Origin of the sequence: Selenomonas ruminantium AC2024 (genome assembly GCF_000687995.1) — a bacterium.
Taxonomy (GTDB): Bacteria; Bacillota; Negativicutes; order Selenomonadales; family Selenomonadaceae; genus Selenomonas_A; species Selenomonas_A ruminantium_B.
The window spans coordinates 2,788,960-2,809,196 of record NZ_JIAC01000001.1 but is presented as its reverse complement, the minus strand read 5'-3'; the positions used below and the strand labels follow the sequence as shown (position 1 = coordinate 2,809,196).

Sequence of the window (20,237 nt, the reverse complement as noted above, 5' to 3'; positions counted from 1 at the left end):
TAATATGTACACTGAAAACTACACAGAAGAAATTAAAATGTATCAATTTTAACCAAAGGTCTACACGACAGTGTAAACAGAGGTTGAACGAACATTTTAGGATTCAAAAAGCATAGACATCATAGAACAATATGATACTTTATGGCAAAACGAAAGTTAAGCTACAAAGGGCATATGGTGGATGCCTAGGCGTTTCGAGCCGATGAAGGACGCGATAAGCTGCGAAAAGTCATGGGGAGCCGCAAGTAGGCTGTGAGCCATGAATATCCGAATGGGGCAACCCGGTACGAGTCATGTCGTACCACCTAGTTTCTAGGAGGCACACCCGGTGAACTGAAACATCTAAGTAACCGGAGGAAAAGTAATCAAAAGAGATTCCCTCAGTAGCGGCGAGCGAACAGGGAAGAGCCCAAACCGGACGTCTTCGGACGACCGGGGTTGAGGACCGGCATAAAGGGAAGAATTTCTAGTTGAAGCTTCTGGGAAGGAGCGGCACAGAAGGTGAAACCCCCGTAAACGAAAGAGATTCCAACGGGCCGGTATCCAGAGTACCACGAGACACGTGAAACCTTGTGGGAAGCAGGGTGGACCACCATCCAAGGCAAAATACTACGAAACGACCGATAGCGCATAGTACCGTGAGGGAAAGGTGAAAAGAACCCCGGGAGGGGAGTGAAATAGAACCTGAAACCGTATGTCTACAAGCAGTCGAAGCTCTTTTTACGAGCGACGGCGTGCCTATTGAAGAATGAACCGGCGAGTTAATTTATGTAGCGAGGTTAAGTGGAAGACACGGAGCCGAAGCGAAAGCGAGTCTTAATAGGGCGAAAGTTACATGGATTAGACCCGAAACCACAGTGATCTATGCATGGCCAGGTTGAAGCTCAGGTAAAAATGAGTGGAGGACCGAACCCGTGAGTGTTGAAAAACTTTGGGATGAGCTGTGCATAGGGGTGAAATGCCAATCGAACGTGGAGATAGCTGGTTCTCCCCGAAATAGCTTTAGGGCTAGCCTCAGGCGACACATAAAGACGGTAGAGCACTGATCGGACGCGGGTCTGTAATGGATACCAACTCCAGTCAAACTGCGAATGGCTTTATGAGAAGAACCTGGGAGTCAGAATGCGAGTGATAAGACCCGTATTCAAGAGGGAAACAGCCCAGACCGCCGACTAAGGTCCCCAATGCTGTACTAAGTGGAAAAGGATGTAGGACTTCCTAAACAACCAGGATGTTGGCTCAGAAGCAGCCACCATTTAAAGAGTGCGTAATAGCTCACTGGTCGAGAGGCCCTGCGCCGAAAATATCCGGGGCTCAAGTACAGAACCGAAGTCGCGGCATGCGCAAGCATGGGTAGGGGAGCGTTCCATGGGCGTTGAAGGTTGACCGGAAGGACAGCTGGAGCGTATGGAAGTGAGAATGCCGGTATGAGTAGCGAAACGGCCAGTGAGAATCTGGCCCACCGAAAGCCTAAGGGATCCTGGGCAACGCTCGTCGTCCCAGGGTAAGTCGGGACCTAAGCCGAGGCAGCAAGCGTAGGCGATGGACAACAGGCGAAAATTCCTGTACTGCATGAAGTTGTTTGAGGATGGAGTGACGCAGCAAGGAGTCTGAGCTGGCGATTGGAAATGCCAGTCGAAGGCGGTAGGCTGGAGCGGAGGCAAATCCCCGTTCTGTAAGGCTGAGAACCGATAGATAGACGAGTTCTTCGGAACAAGTCAAATTCAGACGTACTACACTGCCAAGAAAAGCTTCTAACGAGACGACATGTACCCGTACCAAAACCGACACAGGTAGGCGGGGAGAGAATCCTAAGGTGCGCGGGAAAACCCTCGTTAAGGAACTCGGCAAAATGCATCCGTAACTTCGGGAGAAGGATGGCCGGAGCTGGTGAACTCTGTACAGGGGGAGCTGGAGCCGGCGACAGAAGAGAAGCCCAAGCGACTGTTTACCACAAACACAGGTGCCTGCTAAAGAGAAATCTGACGTATAGGTGCTGACACCTGCCCGGTGCTGGAAGGTTAAGAGGACGGGTTATCCGTAAGGAGAAGCTCGGAATTGAAGCCCCAGTAAACGGCGGCCGTAACTATAACGGTCCTAAGGTAGCGAAATTCCTTGTCGGGTAAGTTCCGACCCGCACGAAAGGTGTAACGACTTGGGCACTGTCTCAACGAGGGACCCGGTGAAATTGAAATACCTGTGAAGATGCAGGTTACCCGCGACTGGACAGAAAGACCCCATGGAGCTTTACTGCAGCCTGTCATTGATTTTTGGCATGTAACGTACAGGATAGCTGGGAGACGGAGAACCATTGTCGCCAGATGATGGGGAGTCAATGTTGGGATACCAGCCTTTGCGTGTTAGGAATCTAACCCTGAGAGTAACGAACTCGGGGACAGTGGCAGGCGGACAGTTTGACTGGGGCGGTCGCCTCCGAAAGAGTAACGGAGGCGTCCAAAGGTTCCCTCAGCGCGGACAGAAATCGCGCGAAGAGTATAAAGGCAGAAGGGAGCTTGACTGCGAGACATACACGTCGAGCAGGTACGAAAGTAGGGCTTAGTGATCCGGTGGAATGAGAGTGGAATTGCCATCGCTCAACGGATAAAAGCTACCCTGGGGATAACAGGCTAATCTCTCCCAAGAGTCCATATCGACGGGGAGGTTTGGCACCTCGATGTCGGCTCATCACATCCTGGGGCTGAAGCAGGTCCCAAGGGTTGGGCTGTTCGCCCATTAAAGTGGTACGTGAGCTGGGTTCAGAACGTCGTGAGACAGTTCGGTCCATATCCATCGCGGGCGTAAGATACATGAGGGAAGCTGCTCCTAGTACGAGAGGACCGGAGTGGACGGACCGCCGGTGTACCAGTTGTTTCGCCAGAAGCATAGCTGGGTAGCTGCGTCCGGAAGGGATAAACGCTGAAAGCATCTAAGCGTGAAGCCTGTCCCGAGATGAAGTATCTCATGGAGTAATCCAGTAAGATTCCTTGAAGAAGACAAGGTAGATAGGTTGGGAGTGGAAGTGCCGTAAGGCATGCAGCGGACCAATACTAATAAATCGAGGGCTTATCTTTCAGAGCTAAAATGTTCAATACAAACGATTTCTTCTGTATAGTTTTGAGTGTAGATAATACATTCAACAGAATATCTGGTGACGATAGCTGAGTGGTTCCACCTGTTCCCATACCGAACACAGTAGTTAAGCACTCATACGCCGAAAGTACTTGTCTGGAGACGGACTGGGAGGATAGGGCGTTGCCAGTTAATGAGAAGCACCCGCAAGGGTGCTTTTTTTGTATATATTTATCTGTGTTGAAATCGGAATTTGGCAGGACTTTTCCTCTTGAGGTGGAATTATCTAAATAAACCGTGACGGGGTGATGTTTGGATAATGAAGAATAGGGAGGAATATCTATGGGCTTGAAGCAGAAGTTTATGGCTCTTTCCGGCTTGATGGGGTTGCTCTTGGCAATCGTATCCGTTGTCGGCTATTTCATGGCCAGCTCGGCGCTAAAGGAAAGTGTGGACAGTGAACTGCGTACCACGATTTCCAATGAGGCGAATAAGCTGAATGGATGGCTGCTGGAGAAAAAGGCTTTTGGTGTGGCTACTACCAACCACATGACCAGCTTGAATGGCAATAAGGAAATCATGCAGACAAAGGAAACTTTGGGCACGACGGTTTCCGATAAGGAAATTCTGGAAATGACCGCTGGAACGGAAGATGGCTGGTTCTTCGGTTTCAATTCTGGTGATAACACGGGTAAGAAAGACCCGCGGGAGCGCCCCTGGTATAAAGATGCCAAGGCTAAAGATAAGCCGGTTTTCACGGAAGCCTATATTGATACGAATACCAAAAAACTTGTCGTATCGGTAGCAGCGCCGATTAAAGCCAATGGCCAGTTTGTCGGCGCTACCTGCGTAGATATCGGTCTTGATGTACTGACGGAACAGGTTAATGCCATGAAATATCATGGCGAAGGCGTAGGTATCATTACCGAGGCAAGCGGCAACATTTTGGCAACTTCTGGTGCCGGTGAGCCCATGAAGAACTTCAAGGAAATTAGTGGCTTGGGCAGTCATTTTGAGGAAATGCTCAAAAACAAAGAAGGTTATTTTGAAGTAAACATTGACGGCCAGGATAAGGTGTTTGCCTATACGACGGTGCCCGAAACTGGCTGGCTTATGGGCATTTCGGTTCCCAGTGATTTCGTATTTGCTTCTCTTACACATTTGAAAATCGTGTTTGCGGTTCTGACGGTAGTCGGACTTTTGTTGGCTGGATTTATCTGCCTGACGTTTGCCAACCGGATTACGACGCCGATTGAAGGGCTTGAATCTCATGCTACGCAGCTCGCCAACGGCAATCTGGCGATTCAGAATCTGCCGGTAATGTCCAGTGATGAAATCGGCTCGCTGACGAATGCGTTTAACACCATGAGCGGGAATCTGCGCAATTTGATTTCCAAGATGGCGGCAACCAGTGAGCAGGTGGCGGCTTCCTCAGAAGAACTTACGGCCAATGCCCAGCAGTCGGCTGAAGCTTCGGTACATGTGGCGGAAACCGTGGGTGAAGTTTCCCTGAATATGGAGGACCAGCTCCAAAACATCAACAATGCCAAGGCGAATGTGGACACGGTTTATGAAGATGTGAATTCCATGGCCGACAAAGCCCGCACGGTTACGGAAACTTCGGGACAAACTGCCGAAGCCGCACAAAAAGGTTCTGCGCTGATGGAAACTGCGATTAAGCGGATGGGCAATATTGAAAAGAGCGTTCTGGCATCGGCTGATGTGGTCAGAAAACTCGGAGAAAACAGTAACCAGATTGGTCAGATTGTCGAAGCCATATCCTCGATTGCGGAGCAGACGAATCTGCTGTCTCTCAATGCTGCGATTGAAGCTGCCAGAGCCGGTGAGCATGGCCGCGGCTTCGCTGTCGTCGCTGAAGAAGTAAGGAAACTGGCCGCTGAGTCACATGATTCTGCGGAACAGATTAAGGAAAGAATCCTGTCCATCCAGAATGATACCAATGAAGCCGTAAAGGCAATGGCAGCCGGTACGGAGGAAGTCAAGAGTGGTACGGCGGCTATCCGCGATGTCGGCGAGCAGTTTGAAGGAATTCTCTCCCTCGTTAATGGCATCAAGGAACAGATGGATGGAATCAACAAGTCCGTAGAAGTTGTAGCTGCCGGGGCTGGCAATATCGTCAATGCCGTGGAGTCCATTGACAGCATCAGCCGTAAGACTTCGGAAAGCACGCAGACGATTTCGGCAGCCACGCAGGAACAGTCGGCTTCCAATGAGGAAATCGCAGCGGCTTCCCAGTCGCTGGCCAACATGGCTACGGATATGCAGGAAGCAATCGGCAAGTTCAAATTATAAATACAGCACACAGGCAAAAAAAATTCCGCCGCATCGTTGGGGATGCGGCGGGTTTTTATTTGGGATTATATTCGGTTATCACAAGCTCCGGATGTTCATTGAGATTGACGATTTCATTGCTGGAAGTGAGGCTGATGAAGGGATGGGCTGCAAAATCGTTGGGATATGCGGCGATGATTCCCTGCTCACCGTTGTTCAAGGTTATCCGGGAACCTAAGAAGGCATCTTTGATATGCGTCAGTACGGGAACGCATACCTCCGGGTCCAGAGAAGTGTACATATTCTCCGTAATCTGCGCAATGGCGGCAAAGGGGGTCTGCTTGATGTAGCCTTCCCGTTCGGTCGTGATGTTGTCATAGAGGTCGGCAATCATGATGATGCGGGCGTATTCGTGGATGTCCGGCCCGGTGCTGCCGAAGGGGAAGCCTGTGCCGTCCATGCGCTCATGATGCTGCATAGCTGCCAGCTTAATGCCATCAGAAAGCCCGTCCACGCTGCTCAGGATGTGCTGGCCGTCAACCGTATGCTTGATATAGGCTTCGTAATCTTCCCCGTGCAGGTTACTGATACTCTTATCCAGCAATCGCTGGGGGAATTTGCATTTTCCAATATCATGGAGAAAACCGGCTAAGATGAGTTCCCGGGTCTTGGCACGGTTAAAGTGCATCCATTTGGCGATAACACCAGCCAGAATGGATACCCGCAGGGAATGATTGTAGACATCATTGGCCCGGTGATTGAGTTCATAGAGATAATCGATGGCACCGCTGTTACGGGCCATAGGAGCAATGGTATCCTTTACCATGTCCTGGGTTTCGTTTATAGGCACGCTGCCGGACTTGCTGGTTTCATCAAAGATGCTGCGGGCTTCCTGTACCACACTGTCATATTCCTTGACAAAGGCGTTGCCACGATTGAAAATGCTGGAGGCAGTCTGATAATTTTTGCTCAGCTCGTATTCGTCCTTAATGTAGACGACAGCAATATTCAAAAAGTTAAGTCGTGTAATATGCGCCTTTGTTAATAACGTATCTTCCGACAAAACCACGACCATGTCGTCATTGACAAGGGTGCGGGCGAGAATCATGCCTGGTTTCAAATCTTCCACTGAAACGGCTCGCAAAGTAAAAACCTCCTCGCATGGGATATAATCCACTGATGATATATGTTAATAGTTCTCGTTTTTTATGGAAAAACCTTTATTTATTTTTCTTTCGTCTATAAATTGACGGATGGATGATGAAATCACTTGACAGGATTTACAAAGTTACAGTATAATTTGTCTTGTAACGATTTAACATACTAAAGGAAAACAGAGAGGGGATATCCTTATGAAATGGCAGAAACTTTTAGCGTTAGGCATGGCTGCAATCATGACGGCAGCTTTCGTGACGGGCTGCGGCGGCGGAGCCGACAAAGCAAATAATGCGGATAAAACGAAGAAGATTGTGGTGGGGCTTGATGATAATTTCCCGCCCATGGGCTTTAAGAATGAAAGCAACGAAATCGTGGGCTTCGATATCGACCTGGCAAAAGAAGCCAGCAAGCGTCTGGGCCGTGAAGTAGAGTTCAAGGCCATCGACTGGTCGAGTAAGGAAGCGGAGCTCAAGAGCGGCCGCGTGGATATCCTCTGGAACGGTCTCGATATTACCGAAAAGCGCAAGGAAAACATGCTGTTCTCGGACCCGTACATGGATAACCGCCAGATTATCTTCGTGAAGAAGGGAAACAAGGACATCACGGATGAGGCTTCTATGGCCGGCAAGGTCATCGGTACCCAGAGTGCCAGCTCCGCAGAAGAATATATGGACAGCAATTCCTTCTTCAAAGAAAAGGTAAAGGAAGTCAAGAAGTATTCGGACTTTGTTTCTGCCTTTATGGATTTGGAAAATGGCCGTATTGATGCAGTGGTGGGCGATGAAATCACCGGCCGCTATTACATGAGCAAGCACGCAGACAGCCTCGACGTTGTGGATGTGGCGGTAGGTCCTGTCAGCACCTTCGGCATTGGTTTTGCCAAGGACAATCAGCAGCTGCGTGATGATGTGCAGAAGGTCCTCAACGAAATGAAGGCCGATGGCACCATGGCCAAGATTTCCGAAAAGTGGTTCGGCAAAGATATCACCAAGAAATAAAGTGTTTAGAACCTGTAAGCCGGTTTTGGTTTACAGGTTTTTTATTTTGCGTTATTGAATGTACACTTGATACGCACTTAAATATTATTCAGACTAATTGTAATAAAAATAAAAATAATATATAATTATGCTTGCATAAATTAAGACAGTGAGCATAGGAGGTATTATTTATGTTACTCGCTGGTGGTATTATTGTTATCCTGACTTTTGCGCTGATTATCAAGAAGATTGAAGCGCGGCTGGTACTCTTTTTGGCGGGCGTCATCATGTGCCTGATTGGCGGTCTGCCGGGAGATATCATGAAAGCCTTTATGAAGGCCATGACGAATAACTCTCTGGTACCGACAATCTGTTCGGTAATGGGTTTTTCGTATGTGATGAAGCTGACGGAATGTGACCAGCATCTGGTGCAGTCCATTTCCGGTGTGCTGAAAAAGGGTCGCACGGTGCTCGTGCCGCTGTCCTTTTTCCTGACCTGGTGGATCAGTCTGGCCATTCCTTCGGCTGCCGGCTGCTCTGCGGCTGTGGGCAGTATCCTGATTCCGACGCTGATTGCTGCCGGTGTTCATCCGGCCATGGCTGCGGCTACGGTACTGGCTGGTACCTGGGGCAGTGCCATCAGCCCGGGTAACGCCCATAACCCCTTTGTGGCAGATTTGGCTGGTACGGATATGATGACGGTCATCATCAATGAAACGCCGGCCTCTGTAATCGCATCTTTTGCCTGCATTGCAGTGATGACGGTTTACGCCGTTTTGATGAAGGAAGGTGCTTCGGAGGAACGCCGTGAAGCATATCTGGCTTCTCTCGAAAAGGAGCAGCATCAAGATTTGCATGATTTCAAGGTCAATCCTTTGCGGGCATTGGTTCCGCTCGTGCCACTGCTGCTTTTGATTCTGGGCTCCAAGCAGGTTGCTGTCCTGCCGGAAATGAGCGTGGCTCTGTCCATGATTATCGGTGTTGTGCTTGGCCTCTTGGTTACCTGGTCCAATGCGCAGGAAGTCTGCAAGAATTTCTTTGATGGTATGGGCAGCGCCTATGCCAATGTTATCGGTCTGATTGTCTGCGCCAGCGTGTTCACCACGGGTATGGCTGCCGTTGGCCTTACGGGTGCGCTGACGGAAGTCATGAAGGGCTCCCAGTCCGCAGCTGCCGCTGCCGGTACCTTCGGTCCTTTCCTGATTGCCGTGATTTCCGGTTCCGGCGATGCCGCCGCCTTTGCCTTTAACGGTGCGGTAACTCCCTTCGCCGAGCAGTTCGGCATGAGCATTATGGATTTGGGCTCTCTGGCTCAGATTGCTGGTGCCATGGGCCGTTCCATGTCCCCGGTGGCTGGTGCAGCCATTATCTGCGCTGGTCTGGCCAAGGTCAACCCCATGGAAGTTTCCAAGCGCAATGCCCTGCCCTGCCTGGCAGCAGCTTTGGTGCTGATGCTGTTCCTGTAATGTAGTTGCTTTGCGGAAAGAAGGTATATTCCATGATTAATGAGCAGCGCGTATTAGATGAATTTTTGGAACTGGTACAGATTCGCTGTTCCACCCATGATGAACGGGAAGTTGCCGACCTGCTCACCAAACGCTTGACGGAGTTGGGCGGTACGGTCAAGGAAGACAAGGCCGGAGAAAAAATCGGCGGCAATACGGGAAATCTCGTAGCGGATTTTCCGGGAACTGTTGACGGCCCCACAGTGATGCTGACGGCGCACATGGACTGCGTGGAGCCCTGCGGCGGCGTTAAGCCTGTGATTGCGGATGGCATTATCCGTTCCGATGGCACGACCATCTTGGGCGGTGATGATAAGGCCGGTGTGGTGGCCATCCTCGAAACCCTGCGCCAGCTCAAGGAACAGAACATTCCGCACGGCCCGCTGCAGGTGGTGTTCACCGTGGCGGAGGAAAATGGCGTCCATGGTTCGCAGAACTTGGATAAGAGCCTGCTGCATGCGGATTTTGGCTTCACGCTGGATACGCATAATCATCCCGGCAACATAACGTTTATGGCACCAGGCAAGAATCAGATTAAGATTCATATTGAAGGCAAGGCCAGCCATGCCGGAGTGGAACCCGAGGCAGGCATTAATGCCATCTGTGCCGCAGGCCTGCTGATTGCCGATGCGCCCCAGGGACGCATTGACGAGGAAACCACCTGTAACTTGGGCAGAATTCAGGGCGGTTCGGCTACGAATGTGGTAGCGGAAACCTGTGATGTATTCTATGAAAGCCGCAGCCGTAACAAGGCCAAGCTCGATAAGATTACGCAGGAAATCTGTGACCATTTCGTAAATGGTGCCGACAAAACCGGCTGCAAGATTGTGGCGGAAGTGAGCCCCGACTATGGGCCGTATCTTTTGCCGAAGGATTCTGCCGTGATTCAGACGGCTGTGAAGGCTGCTGAAAAACTCGGCCTGCCGGTGGCTCTCGAAGAATCCGGCGGCGGTTCGGACGCCAACCATTTCAATACCTATGGCGTACCCACGGTGGTACTGTCCGTGGGCATGGAAAAAGCCCATACCAAAGAGGAATACATTGAAATCAAGGATTTGTATGACTCTGCCCGCTGGGCTTTGGAAATCGTCAAAACTGTGGCGGAAAAGTAAATAGCAGTTCAGGCGCGTTGACTTGTCAATTTGACATGTCAACGCGTTTTTGACAGTCAAATACGGAGTGGACAGGGGGCTTTTTGCTTGTACATGCTGCGTGTTCATAGTACAATAAACGTGTATTCATCATCGAAAAGGAGGCAGGAGCATGAAGTTTTGTATCTTTGGTGCCGGGGGAACCGGCGGGGTGCTGGCAGCTTATCTGGCGATGGCAGGAAATGATGTGACGTTGATTGCCAGAGGGAAGCATTTAGAGGCCATAAGAGAGCAGGGGATGACCCTGCATACCAATCATCGGGGCACGGAGGTCGTCAAAAATTTGACGGCCTGCACTGCGGCAGAGTATGAGGATGTACCTGACGTTTGCTTTGTCTGCGTGAAGTATTACAATATCGAAGATGCCATAGACTTTGCCCGGGAGAAACTGGGCAAGGACACGCTGATTGTTCCTGTGCTCAATGTCTTTGGCACTGGCGGCATGATGCAGGAAAAACTGCCGGAGCTGACCTGTCTGGATGGCTGTATCTATGTGATGGGCCAGATTGAAGCGCCCGGCGTGATTTATCAGTCGGACAAGATGCTGCGGGTGATTTACGGCTACCGCCCCGGGCAGGAGCAGAAGCTCTTGTCGATAGCGCAGGAGTTGGAAAAGGTTCTGCAGGCGGCAGAGATTCGCGGCCATTTCAGCGACAACATCATCCGGGATGCTCTGCAGAAATTTGCCTATGTATCGCCGGCAGGAGCCGCCGGGGCGTATTTCAATGTCACGAGTGATAAACTGCAGCAGGAAGGCCCCGAGCGGGAAATGTTTGCGGGGCTTATCTGCGAAGTGGTGGCCTTGGGCAAGGCCATGGGCATTGTGTTTGAAAAGGATTTGGTGGAGACCGGTCTCAGCATCATGGATGTCTTGAAGCCCGGTTCCACGACCTCCATGCAGCGGGATATTCTGCGGGGCGGTAAGTCGGAATTTGCAGGCCTTGTGACCCGCGTCGTGGAGCTGGGGGAAACGTACCATGTACCGGTGCCCCTCTATCAAAAGATTAACGAATGGGGAAAGGAACATTTGCAGTTACATGGATAGTCTGACCTGGGTGATTTTTGATATTATGGGCACCATTGCCTTTGCGGTGTCGGGGGCAATGGTGGCCATTCAGCGGCGCATGGACATCTTCGGCATTATCGTGCTGGCAGCTCTTACGGCAGTGGGCGGCGGTATGGTCCGTGATGTGCTGGCAGGCATCACGCCGCCGATGGCTCTTTGCAACGTGACGGATTTTATGCTTTCGATTATCATTGCGCTGCTGGTGTCCATGGCCTACAGCTTTTGGCCCTATCCGCCGCTCAACAAGAACTTTATGCTATGGCTCTACAATATGTTTGACACTGTGGGGCTGGCCTCATTTACCATAACAGGGATGCTGACGGGCCTCTCACGGGAGACGGGTAATCCCTATGTCATGCCGGTGCTCCTGGGGGTGATTACGGCTGTGGGGGGCGGCATCCTGCGGGATTTGATGGCGCATCGTATGCCGGCCGTGCTCTACAAGGAAATCTATGCCACGGCGGCTCTTTTGGGGGCGGTGGTGTCCTGCAGTCTGCAAAATTATGTAGATGTGGTGACCATGGCCTGGATATGTTTCGTGCTGGTGATTCTCTTGCGCTTCAGTGCGCTGCATTTTGGCTGGCATCTCTTCCATCCTCGGGCCGATTGGCACAAGCGGCGCTAAAGCTGCCATTTGTCCTTGTCCCCAGAGAAAAAATGTGTTATATTAGACCATACTGAATTGACTTTGACCGTCCCTTGTGCGTGAAGGGACGGTTAAATTTTTTCGTAAAGGAGTAAGTATGCGGAAAAATCTTTTGGGGCGGATACGGAAAGGAGAGCCCTTCAGCTGGGGGGATTTGCTGCTGCTGACCTGGCAGCTCAGCGTCCCGGCCATTATGGCCAAAATCACCACGGTGATGATGCAGTATATCGATGCCTCCATGGTGGGCATGATTGGTGCCGGAGCGGCAGCTTCCATCGGTCTGGTCAATTCCACCACCTGGCTTATCGGCGGCATCTGCTTTGCCATGTCCATGGGTTATACCATTCAGCTGGCGCATGCCATCGGTGCCGGCGAGGATTTGCGGGCGCGCAGTTTGGTGCGCCATGGCTTGTGGGCGGTGTTTGTTTTCAGCTTGGCCTTGGGGCTGTTGAGCGCTGGCTTGAGCGGCTATCTGCCCTATTTCCTCGGCGGTACGGCAGATATTGCCGGGGATGCTTCCACGTATCTTGCCATCTATGCGCTGGGCCTGCCCTTGCTGGCGGTAAATTTTGCCGCCGGTTCTATGCTGCAGGCCAGCGGCAATATGAAGGTGCCCAGCCTCCTAAACGTCATGATGTGTCTGCTCGATGTGTTCTTCAATGCGCTGCTGATTTTTCCCTCGCGTACGCTGACTGTCGGGAGCATGACGTTTTGGCTTCCCGGTGGGGATTTGGGCGTAGCGGGTGTGGCCTTGGGCTCGGTGCTCGCAGAAGCCTGCTGCATGACGGCCATGCTCTTTGTCCTGCTCAAAAAATCCCGTACGCTTCATTACCGGCAGGAAGAACTCCTGCCTTGGCGCGGGGAACTGCGGGAGGCAACCCGTTTGGGAATTCCCATGGTGCTGGAGCAGATTGTCATGGGCAGTGCCTATGTGGCCTTCACCCGCATTGTGGCGCCCTTGGGCACTGTGGCGCTGGCGGCCAATTCCTTTGCCATTACGGCGGAAAGCATCTGTTACATGCCGGGCATCGGCGTGGCCGCCGCCGCGCAGACTTTGGTGGGCCAGAGTGTGGGCGCACGGCGCAGCAAATTGGCGCAGCGTTTTGGCTATGCCAGTGCGGGCCTGGGCATGGGCTGGATGATGCTCATGGGTGTCGTGATGTATGTCTGCGCGCCGCTGATGATGGCACTCTTATCGCAGGATGTCGCAGTTATTGCCGCGGGTACGGAAATCCTGCGCATTGAGGCATGGGCTGAACCGCTCTTTGCCGCCGGTATCATCGTCACGAGCATTTTCCGCGGTGCGGGCGAAACGAAAATGCCCACGATACTCAATCTCGTCGCCATGTGGGGCATCCGCATTCCCCTGGCCATCTATCTTGCCCAGGGTTACGGCCTCAACGGTGTCTGGACGGCTATGTGTGTGGAGCTTTGTGCTAGAGGTCTGTTGTCCCTTGGCGTATTGATATGGCGCGGGGAAGAACTCTACAAAAAAATATCGTAGCAGGTTTTTGCTCCTCGGCATGGAATATACATAATGGGATTAATTGCCGAAGGAGGGGATGCGCAGATGAATTCCATCAGAACAAAATTCACTTTGCTGACGTTAAGTGCGATTATTGTGGCGTTAAGCATCGTTACCTATATCGGCGTTTACTCCATCAAAACCTTGGGCAAAAGCGATGCGGACCAGATGCTTCATCTGAAATGTACAACAGGTGCAATGAATTTGGAGACTTATTTTAATAGTGTAGAGAACTCGGTAGAAACGGTTTCCGCCATCATACAGGATAACCTCGAAACGATGCCGCCTGAAAAGCTGGGGGATGAGGTCGAAAACGTGCGTCATCTGTTCAGTAAAATGGCGCATAACACCAATGGTGTACTCACCTATTATTTTCGCATTGACCCGGAATATTCAAAAGCACATCCGGGTTTTTGGTATGTCAGGGAAAATGGCAACGATTTTCGGGAACATGAAGTGACGGATATCACTCAATATGACACCAACGATACTTCGGCGCTGGGTTGGTTTACGATTCCGAAAGCCGAAAAAAAGGGCGTATGGCTGCCACCTTATCATACCGAAAATTGGGGGGCCTGGGTCTTTTCCTACAATGTCCCCGTTTATCGTCAGGGACAATTTGTCGGTGTAGTAGGTATCGAAATCGATTATGCGACCTTAGCCCATGAGGTGGAAAAAATCAAGCTATTTGAAAGCGGTTATGCCTTTATCCTCAACGAGCATTCCCGTTTGATTTACCATCCGCAGATGGAATCCACCCTGCAGTATGGGGAAAAAGTCGCCATCGATTCTCCGGATAAGGTCATGGGTGACCAGCATGTCGTATATCATTTCAATGGAATCAAGAAGGAGGCTGTCTGGGTTCCGCTGAGCAATGGGATGCGGCTCTATGTGACGGTACCCTGGGGAGAAATCAACAGCGTATGGCAGCGGCTGATTTCACGTGCGTTTTTTGTCTCCTTTATCATTCTGCTCTTGGCAACTTTCGTGATGATGCGCTTTGCCGGCCGCATCACCAAGCCGCTTCATGAACTGACCAATGCAGCGCGGCAGGTTGCTGACGGAAATTATAATGTGGTCTTGGCCGATACGAGCGATGATGAGATTGGCATACTTACCCGCACCTTCAAAGGGCTGGTAGAAAAGACAAAGGAAAATATCGACAGCCTCAACCGCCAAGTCTATATTGATGCGCTGACTTCCGTGCGGAATAAAGCAGGCTATGGCGCTTATATGCAAAAAATACAGGACAGGATGGACAGCAAGGCCGAAGGCCTGGCCTTTGCCATAGGTGTTTTCGACTGTGACAACCTCAAATACATCAATGATTTTTACGGCCATGATAAAGGCGATATCTATATCAAAAAGGCCAGTCAGTTAATCTGCCGTGCTTTCCAGCATAGTCCCGTATTCCGCATTGGCGGTGATGAATTTGCCGTCATTTTGGAAAATGACGATTTCCGTGACCGTGAGAAGCTGTTTGCTTTATTCCGAAAATATCGGGAAGAAAGCCGTGCTGCAGCTGAAAATGAGTGGGAACAGGCGAATATAAGCATGGGGCTGGCTGTTTACGACCCGGAAAATGACCCTGCCGTAATCGATGTGGCCCGGCGGGCTGACAAGGCCATGTACGAGAATAAACGGCTCCGCAAAGAAAAAAAGCAGCTCCGAAGATGAGGCAATGTACAAGTGGAAGCAGACGCAAAAAAATATTACCGAAGCCCCAGGCAAATGCCCCGGGCTTTCTTTGCTTTGCCCCACCATTTTATGGTAAAATATAAGTTAGTTTATTTTATTGTAGGAGGATAGTTCCTAATGATACAGATGCGGGAGGTCAGTAAGACCTATGATACCGGCGTGGTTGCCCTTGACCATGTCAATGTAGATATCAAGAAGGGCGAGTTTGTGTTCGTTGTGGGGCCAAGTGGCGCGGGAAAATCCACCTTTATCAAGATGCTGTTCCGGGAAGAACTGCCGACCAAAGGCAAGCTTCTGGTAAACGGCCATGATGTGGTGGAGATGGAACGCTCTGAGGTTCCGTACCTGCGCCGTGAGCTGGGCGTAATCTTTCAGGATTACCGCCTGCTTCCGGATAAGACCGTCTTTGAGAACGTGGCCTTTGCCATGCAGGTTATCGAAGCGCCCCGCCGCACCATGCAGCGCAGTGTCAATTCCGTGCTCGACGTGGTAGGCCTGCGCGACAAGTACCGCAGCTTCCCGTCGCAGCTTTCCGGCGGTGAGCAGCAGCGTGTGGCCATCGCCCGGGCTATCGTCAACAATCCTTCCATTGTGATTGCCGACGAGCCCACAGGTAATCTGGACCCGGAAACCAGCTGGGACATTATGGATATTTTCAAACGCATCAACAAGGCCGGCACGACCATCGTCATGGCTACGCATGACCGCAATATCGTGGACACCATGAAGAAGCGCGTTATTGCCATTGAGGACGGGCGCATTGTCCGTGACCAGATGCGGGGAGGTTATGGATATGAAGCTTAGAACCGGTGAATATTTTATCCAGGAGGTGTTCCGCTCCCTGCGGCGCAACAACTGGATGTCCTTTGCCTCCATCGGCACGGTAGCGGTATCGCTGTTCGTGCTGGGCGTGTTTTTGATTCTCGTGCTCAATATGAACCGCATGGCCTCCACGCTGGAGTCGCAGGTGCAAATCAGCGTCTACCTGCAGGATGATTTGAAGAAGCAGCAGCGCATTGACCTGCAAAGCGATTTGGAAAAAATGCAGGGCATTGATACGGTGAAGTTCGTGGATAAGGACGAGGCCAAGGACCGCCTCTCCGAGCGTCTGGGGGACCAGAAGTACCTCTTGGATGCCCTCGGGGACAAGAACCCGCTGCCGGATGCCTTTGAAGTGACGGTCAAGACCCCGGAAATGGTGGAAACCGCCGCCAAGGCCATTGAGCGCATGGAGGGGGTAGAGTCGGCCAAGTACGGGCAGGATGTGGTGGAACACCTCTTTGACATCACGCGTCTCATGCGTATTTTCGGTCTGGTATTGATGCTGCTTCTGGCAGGTGCGACAATTTTCATCATCTCCAACACCATCCGTCTTACGGTATTTGCGCGGCGTAAGGAAATCGCCATCATGAAATACGTGGGGGCAACCGACTGGTTTATCCGCTGGCCGTTCCTCATGGAGGGCATTGTGCTGGGCTGCGTAGGCGGCATTTTGTCGGCACTGGCTCTGCGCAGCTTCTATGCGGCCATGGCGGCGAAGATTTACAGCACGCTGGCCTTCTTCCCGCTGCTACCCCAGTATCCCTTTATGAATTATGTGACGGTGGCCATCATCATCTCCGGCATGCTGATTGGCGCCATTGGGTCGGCGTTCTCCCTGAAGCGTTTCCTTGAGGTTTGATGATGATGAAAAAATGGCAAACGATAACGGCCGCCACCTTGTCGGTGGTGCTGACTGCCTCCACGGCGTATGCGTCACTGGAGGATGACAAGGCCAGCTATGACAAGCAGGCGGAGGAGTTAAAGGACAAGAGCAACGCCCTGCAGTCAAAAATCGAATCCCTGTCGGAGGAAAAGCGGCTGGTGGATGAGGAAGCCGATGCGGCTATCGCCGAACACAAGTCCCTGCGGGCGGCGCTGGATGAAACGCTGGAACGGATGGAGAAGAATGAAGCCCGCCTCAAAGTGGTGGAGGTCGACTACAAGAAAAAGAGTGCCAAATTGGGCCAGCGGGTTCGTGATATTTACATCAACGGCCAGATTTCCTATCTGGATGTGCTCTTTGGCGCCAAGGACTTTTCCGATTTGATGACCCGTATGGATTTACTCAAAAAGGTCATCAAGCAGGACTATGATTTGGTTCATGTGGTGCTGGAAGAAAAGAGCGAAATCGAAGAGACGCAGAAGAGCCTCGAAAAAGATAAAGAAGCCCGGGCGGAGCAGGAATTAAAAGCCCGTCAGGCCCGGGAAATCATGGAAGAAAAGGTCCGCAAGCGCAAGGCCATCATCGACCAGATGAAAAACGATAAGGCCACGGTAGACCGCCAGTATGATGAAATGATGGCCGCTTCCAAGCAGATTGAGGAAATGCTGCGGCGCAGCAGCATGGCCAATGCTCCGGCTGGCGCAATGGCGGGCGGCAATGGCTCCATGATTTGGCCCGTGGGCGGTACGATTACCTCTGAATTTGGCTGGCGTACCCATCCCATTACGGGCACGCAGAAGTTCCACAGCGGTATCGATATCGGTGCGGACTATGGCGTGCCGATTGCAGCAGCTGCCTCCGGCACCGTGGAATATGCGGGCTGGATTTCCGGCTACGGCAATACGATAATCATCAACCATGGCGGCGGCATCACCACCCTCTATGGTCATAATCAGTCTTTGGCGGCGTCAGTCGGCCAGCAGGTGAGCCAGGGCGAAACCATCGCTTACTGCGGTTCCACTGGCAACTCTACCGGCCCCCACTGCCATTTCGAGGTGCGCCAGAACGGCTCGCCGGTAAGTCCTTACGGTTATCTGTAATCTAAGGGATAGAAGGTGAAATTGTTTGAGCAAGAAAAAAATAGCCCTTATCGTGGTGGTGACGGCACTAGCGTCCAGTTTCCTGACGATAATGGGACTTATGAAACTCTTTGGCCTTGACGGAGAAAAGACTACGGATTTACTGCGGTTCTTCGGCGTCAAGCGCATGATTGAAACCCGCTATGTCAGCGATGTGGACACTACCAGCCTTATGGATGGCGCCATTGACGGCATGGTAAAATCCCTCGGCGACCCGCATTCCATCTATATGAAGACCTCCATGTATAAAGCCCTGAAAGAACATACAGCCGGTGCCTTTGGGGGCATCGGTGTCACCATGGGCTTCAAGGATGACAAGGTCACGATTATGGCGGTGCTCGAAGGGACACCCGGCGAAAAGGTGGGCCTCAAAGTTGGTGACGAAATCATGTCGGTGGATGGTACGCCCGTGACGGAGTATCAGCCGGAAGAAGTGGCACTTCATATCCGCGGCGACGCAGGTACGGAAGTCAAACTGCTGATTCATCGGGCGGATGAGGCCGACAAGGAATACGCCATTCAGCGAGATATGATAAAGGTTCCCTCGGCTAAAGGCAAAATGCTGGACGATGGCCGGATGGGCTATATCCGCATTGCGTCCTTTGGGGAAAACACCGGGGATGAATTCAAGAGCGAATACAACAAGCTCAAAGAGGCCGGCATGGCTGGTCTGATTGTGGATTTGCGCCAAAACCCCGGCGGGCTCATAACAAGTTGTGTGGAAGTGGCCGATATGCTGGTGCCCAAGGGCAATATCGTCTCCGTGGTACAGCGGGACGGCAGCAAGGAGGAGTATGACTCCAGCTTAGAGGAAAGTACACCGCCTATCGTAGTGCTGATTGACGGCAACAGCGCCAGTGCTTCGGAAATTCTGGCCGGCGCTCTGCAGGACAGAGAAGCGGCCACCATCGTAGGCTCCAAATCCTACGGCAAGGGTTCGGTGCAGGTGGTAGTACCTCTGTTCCACAATGATGGCCTGAAACTCACCATTGCCAAATACTATACGCCCAGCGGCAAATGTATTGACGGCATTGGCATTGAGCCGGATATAACTGTGAACCTCAGCGAAGGGGATACGGTGGACAAACAGCTCAATATGGCCAAGGAAGTATTACAGAAGAAAATGCAGTAAAGAAAAAGGCTATGCACGTTGCTTGGTGCATAGCCTTTATTTTCGTGTTTAAGCCGCTTTTTTATGCTGCTTTTCGTTTTCCTTGACGGCTTTGTAGAATTCCTTGAGATTATCGATTTTGCTGACTTTCCAGGTGCCATCTTCGAGTTGAATCATACGGATTTTCAGTTCATAGTTGGCACTTGCAGCTTCGTCACGAAGCTCCAAGGTGACGATGGCGGTGCTGTCGTTGGTCTCCGTTGATTTTATGCTGGAGAATTTCAGCTTATCTGCTTTGGTGTCCTGCAGCAGATTATCGGCCGGATTGCCTTTTTTTGGTGCGGCCTTTTTATTTTGCGTGGTGCTGTTATTTTTGGCGTTACCCGTCTCGTCTTTTTTGAATTCGCCGGTTTCCACGTATTCCTTGACGGCAGATTCAAGCAGGCTGGTGATGTTGGGTTTTACCAGTTTGACAAAGCTCATGGCCAGGGCCTTGGTATGTTCGTCCAAATCGCCGCGTTCTTCCATGCTTATCTCAATGATATCGTCAAAGGCAGCATCAGCCAGATTTTTGGTATCCACATGACGGCTGAATTTTTCCCAGTTGTGCTCTTTGACGGATTCCTGAATCAGCTGCATGGAGTAGGCGGGGGTGCGCTTGTAGTACAGATAACCGCCAATGCCGCAAATGACTAACAGGATGACTACGGCAATCGCAATGAATTTTTTGTTTCGCCCATTGCCGGCTTCATAAGGGGCCATTTCTTCCATTTTGTATCATCTCCTCAAATTTCATACAAAAATTATGATAGCATTATCGATAGTGAATTGCAATTAAGGGAAAATTAAAAAGGGCAGAGAAATTGCAGTATGTCGATGTTAATGCGTGCTTACTTATAGTTGTTACAGCTCAGTTTGGGCGGAGGTGGTAATACTTTTCGCCGTTGCACTGAATGCCCCACAAGTAAATGTATGGGCTTTTTAGTTACCTGCGCCGGGCAAGACCGGCGGCGCGTATGTTCAGCCCAGTGTTTAGTCTATGCCGTTTGTGGGCCAGTCCTCACTGCGTTCGGACAGTCGTTCCACGGCGAAAAGCATCACCACCTCCGCCCTAAGTGATGTCCGTACCAACTGTTATTCTCATGATGACAAGGAGCAAGTACATCGATGTTCTTGTTACGGGAGCAACGAGTTC

14 protein-coding genes and 2 rRNA genes are annotated in these 20,237 nt (G+C 51.3%); 14 read left to right on the top strand and 2 right to left on the bottom strand.

What is annotated here, in order from left to right; genetic code table 11:
* Positions 1-154: 154 nt before the first annotated feature.
* The 3 genes from P157_RS0113310 (at position 155) to P157_RS0113300 (ending at position 5,382) form a co-directional block, all read left to right on the top strand.
* Positions 155-3,071, top strand: a 23S ribosomal RNA gene (locus P157_RS0113310).
* Positions 3,072-3,144: 73 nt separating this feature from the next.
* Positions 3,145-3,261: ribosomal RNA gene (gene rrf, locus P157_RS0113305) — 5S ribosomal RNA — on the top strand.
* 150 nt (positions 3,262-3,411) lie between these two features.
* Positions 3,412-5,382: a methyl-accepting chemotaxis protein gene (locus tag P157_RS0113300; RefSeq protein ID WP_026761438.1), complete on the top strand. Its 1,971-nt coding sequence runs from the start codon at positions 3,412-3,414 to the stop codon at positions 5,380-5,382.
* 55 nt (positions 5,383-5,437) lie between these two features.
* Here P157_RS0113300 and P157_RS0113295 read toward each other — a convergent pair whose 3' ends face one another.
* Positions 5,438-6,505: an HD-GYP domain-containing protein gene (locus P157_RS0113295; RefSeq protein ID WP_026761437.1), complete on the bottom strand. Its 1,068-nt coding sequence runs from the start codon at positions 6,503-6,505 to the stop codon at positions 5,438-5,440.
* Between the two features lie 208 nt (positions 6,506-6,713).
* On the opposite strand from P157_RS0113295, the gene P157_RS0113290 reads away from it, so the two are divergent.
* The 11 genes from P157_RS0113290 (at position 6,714) to P157_RS0113240 (ending at position 19,063) form a co-directional block, all read left to right on the top strand.
* On the top strand, positions 6,714-7,517 hold the full coding sequence (locus P157_RS0113290; protein WP_026761436.1) for an amino acid ABC transporter substrate-binding protein: 804 nt from the start codon (positions 6,714-6,716) through the stop codon (positions 7,515-7,517).
* A gap of 170 nt (positions 7,518-7,687) precedes the next feature.
* On the top strand, positions 7,688-8,962 hold the full coding sequence (dcuC, locus tag P157_RS0113285) for a C4-dicarboxylate transporter DcuC (RefSeq protein WP_026761435.1): 1,275 nt from the start codon (positions 7,688-7,690) through the stop codon (positions 8,960-8,962).
* Between the two features lie 32 nt (positions 8,963-8,994).
* Positions 8,995-10,113 carry a M20/M25/M40 family metallo-hydrolase gene (locus tag P157_RS0113280; protein WP_026761434.1) on the top strand — a complete coding sequence of 373 codons (1,119 nt, stop codon included), beginning with the start codon at positions 8,995-8,997 and terminating at the stop codon, positions 10,111-10,113.
* Between the two features lie 151 nt (positions 10,114-10,264).
* Positions 10,265-11,197 carry a ketopantoate reductase family protein gene (locus P157_RS0113275; protein WP_026761433.1) on the top strand — a complete coding sequence of 311 codons (933 nt, stop codon included), beginning with the start codon at positions 10,265-10,267 and terminating at the stop codon, positions 11,195-11,197.
* Positions 11,190-11,843, top strand: a complete 654-nt coding sequence (locus P157_RS0113270; RefSeq protein WP_026761432.1) for a trimeric intracellular cation channel family protein — start codon at positions 11,190-11,192, stop codon at positions 11,841-11,843. Before P157_RS0113275 ends, P157_RS0113270 begins: the two co-directional genes overlap by 8 nt.
* Before the next feature lie 118 nt (positions 11,844-11,961).
* Complete coding sequence (locus tag P157_RS0113265; protein WP_026761431.1) at positions 11,962-13,368, top strand: MATE family efflux transporter; 1,407 nt, start codon at positions 11,962-11,964, stop codon at positions 13,366-13,368.
* Between the two features lie 66 nt (positions 13,369-13,434).
* Positions 13,435-15,066 (top strand): sensor domain-containing diguanylate cyclase, encoded by a 1,632-nt coding sequence (locus P157_RS0113260; protein WP_026761430.1) that lies wholly within the window; start codon positions 13,435-13,437, stop codon positions 15,064-15,066.
* Positions 15,067-15,204: 138 nt separating this feature from the next.
* Positions 15,205-15,891, top strand: coding sequence for a cell division ATP-binding protein FtsE (ftsE, locus tag P157_RS0113255; protein ID WP_026761429.1), 687 nt, complete (start codon positions 15,205-15,207; stop codon positions 15,889-15,891).
* Complete coding sequence (gene ftsX / locus P157_RS0113250; RefSeq protein WP_026761428.1) at positions 15,881-16,768, top strand: permease-like cell division protein FtsX; 888 nt, start codon at positions 15,881-15,883, stop codon at positions 16,766-16,768. The genes ftsE and ftsX overlap by 11 nt, the downstream gene beginning before the upstream one ends.
* A 5-nt stretch (positions 16,769-16,773) precedes the next feature.
* Positions 16,774-17,892 carry a murein hydrolase activator EnvC family protein gene (locus tag P157_RS0113245; protein WP_155266775.1) on the top strand — a complete coding sequence of 373 codons (1,119 nt, stop codon included), beginning with the start codon at positions 16,774-16,776 and terminating at the stop codon, positions 17,890-17,892.
* 25 nt (positions 17,893-17,917) lie between these two features.
* Positions 17,918-19,063, top strand: a complete 1,146-nt coding sequence (locus P157_RS0113240) for a S41 family peptidase (protein ID WP_026761426.1) — start codon at positions 17,918-17,920, stop codon at positions 19,061-19,063.
* 48 nt (positions 19,064-19,111) lie between these two features.
* Here the strand turns inward: P157_RS0113240 and P157_RS0113235 are convergent, their stop codons facing one another.
* Positions 19,112-19,813, bottom strand: a complete 702-nt coding sequence (locus tag P157_RS0113235) for a hypothetical protein (RefSeq protein ID WP_026761425.1) — start codon at positions 19,811-19,813, stop codon at positions 19,112-19,114.
* Between the last annotated feature and the right edge of the window lie 424 nt (positions 19,814-20,237).

Bases quoted from the DNA above. Each gene is read 5' to 3' on its own strand.
- P157_RS0113300 (WP_026761438.1), top strand. From the start codon at position 3,412: ATGGGCTTGAAGCAGAAGTTTATGGCTCTTTCCGGCTTGATGGGGTTG.
- P157_RS0113290 (WP_026761436.1), top strand. From the start codon at position 6,714: ATGAAATGGCAGAAACTTTTAGCGTTAGGCATGGCTGCAATCATGACG.
- dcuC (WP_026761435.1), top strand. From the start codon at position 7,688: ATGTTACTCGCTGGTGGTATTATTGTTATCCTGACTTTTGCGCTGATT.
- P157_RS0113280 (WP_026761434.1), top strand. From the start codon at position 8,995: ATGATTAATGAGCAGCGCGTATTAGATGAATTTTTGGAACTGGTACAG.
- P157_RS0113275 (WP_026761433.1), top strand. From the start codon at position 10,265: ATGAAGTTTTGTATCTTTGGTGCCGGGGGAACCGGCGGGGTGCTGGCA.
- P157_RS0113270 (WP_026761432.1), top strand. From the start codon at position 11,190: ATGGATAGTCTGACCTGGGTGATTTTTGATATTATGGGCACCATTGCC.
- P157_RS0113265 (WP_026761431.1), top strand. From the start codon at position 11,962: ATGCGGAAAAATCTTTTGGGGCGGATACGGAAAGGAGAGCCCTTCAGC.
- P157_RS0113260 (WP_026761430.1), top strand. From the start codon at position 13,435: ATGAATTCCATCAGAACAAAATTCACTTTGCTGACGTTAAGTGCGATT.
- ftsE (WP_026761429.1), top strand. From the start codon at position 15,205: ATGATACAGATGCGGGAGGTCAGTAAGACCTATGATACCGGCGTGGTT.
- ftsX (WP_026761428.1), top strand. From the start codon at position 15,881: ATGAAGCTTAGAACCGGTGAATATTTTATCCAGGAGGTGTTCCGCTCC.
- P157_RS0113245 (WP_155266775.1), top strand. From the start codon at position 16,774: ATGAAAAAATGGCAAACGATAACGGCCGCCACCTTGTCGGTGGTGCTG.
- P157_RS0113235 (WP_026761425.1), bottom strand. From the start codon at position 19,813: ATGGAAGAAATGGCCCCTTATGAAGCCGGCAATGGGCGAAACAAAAAA.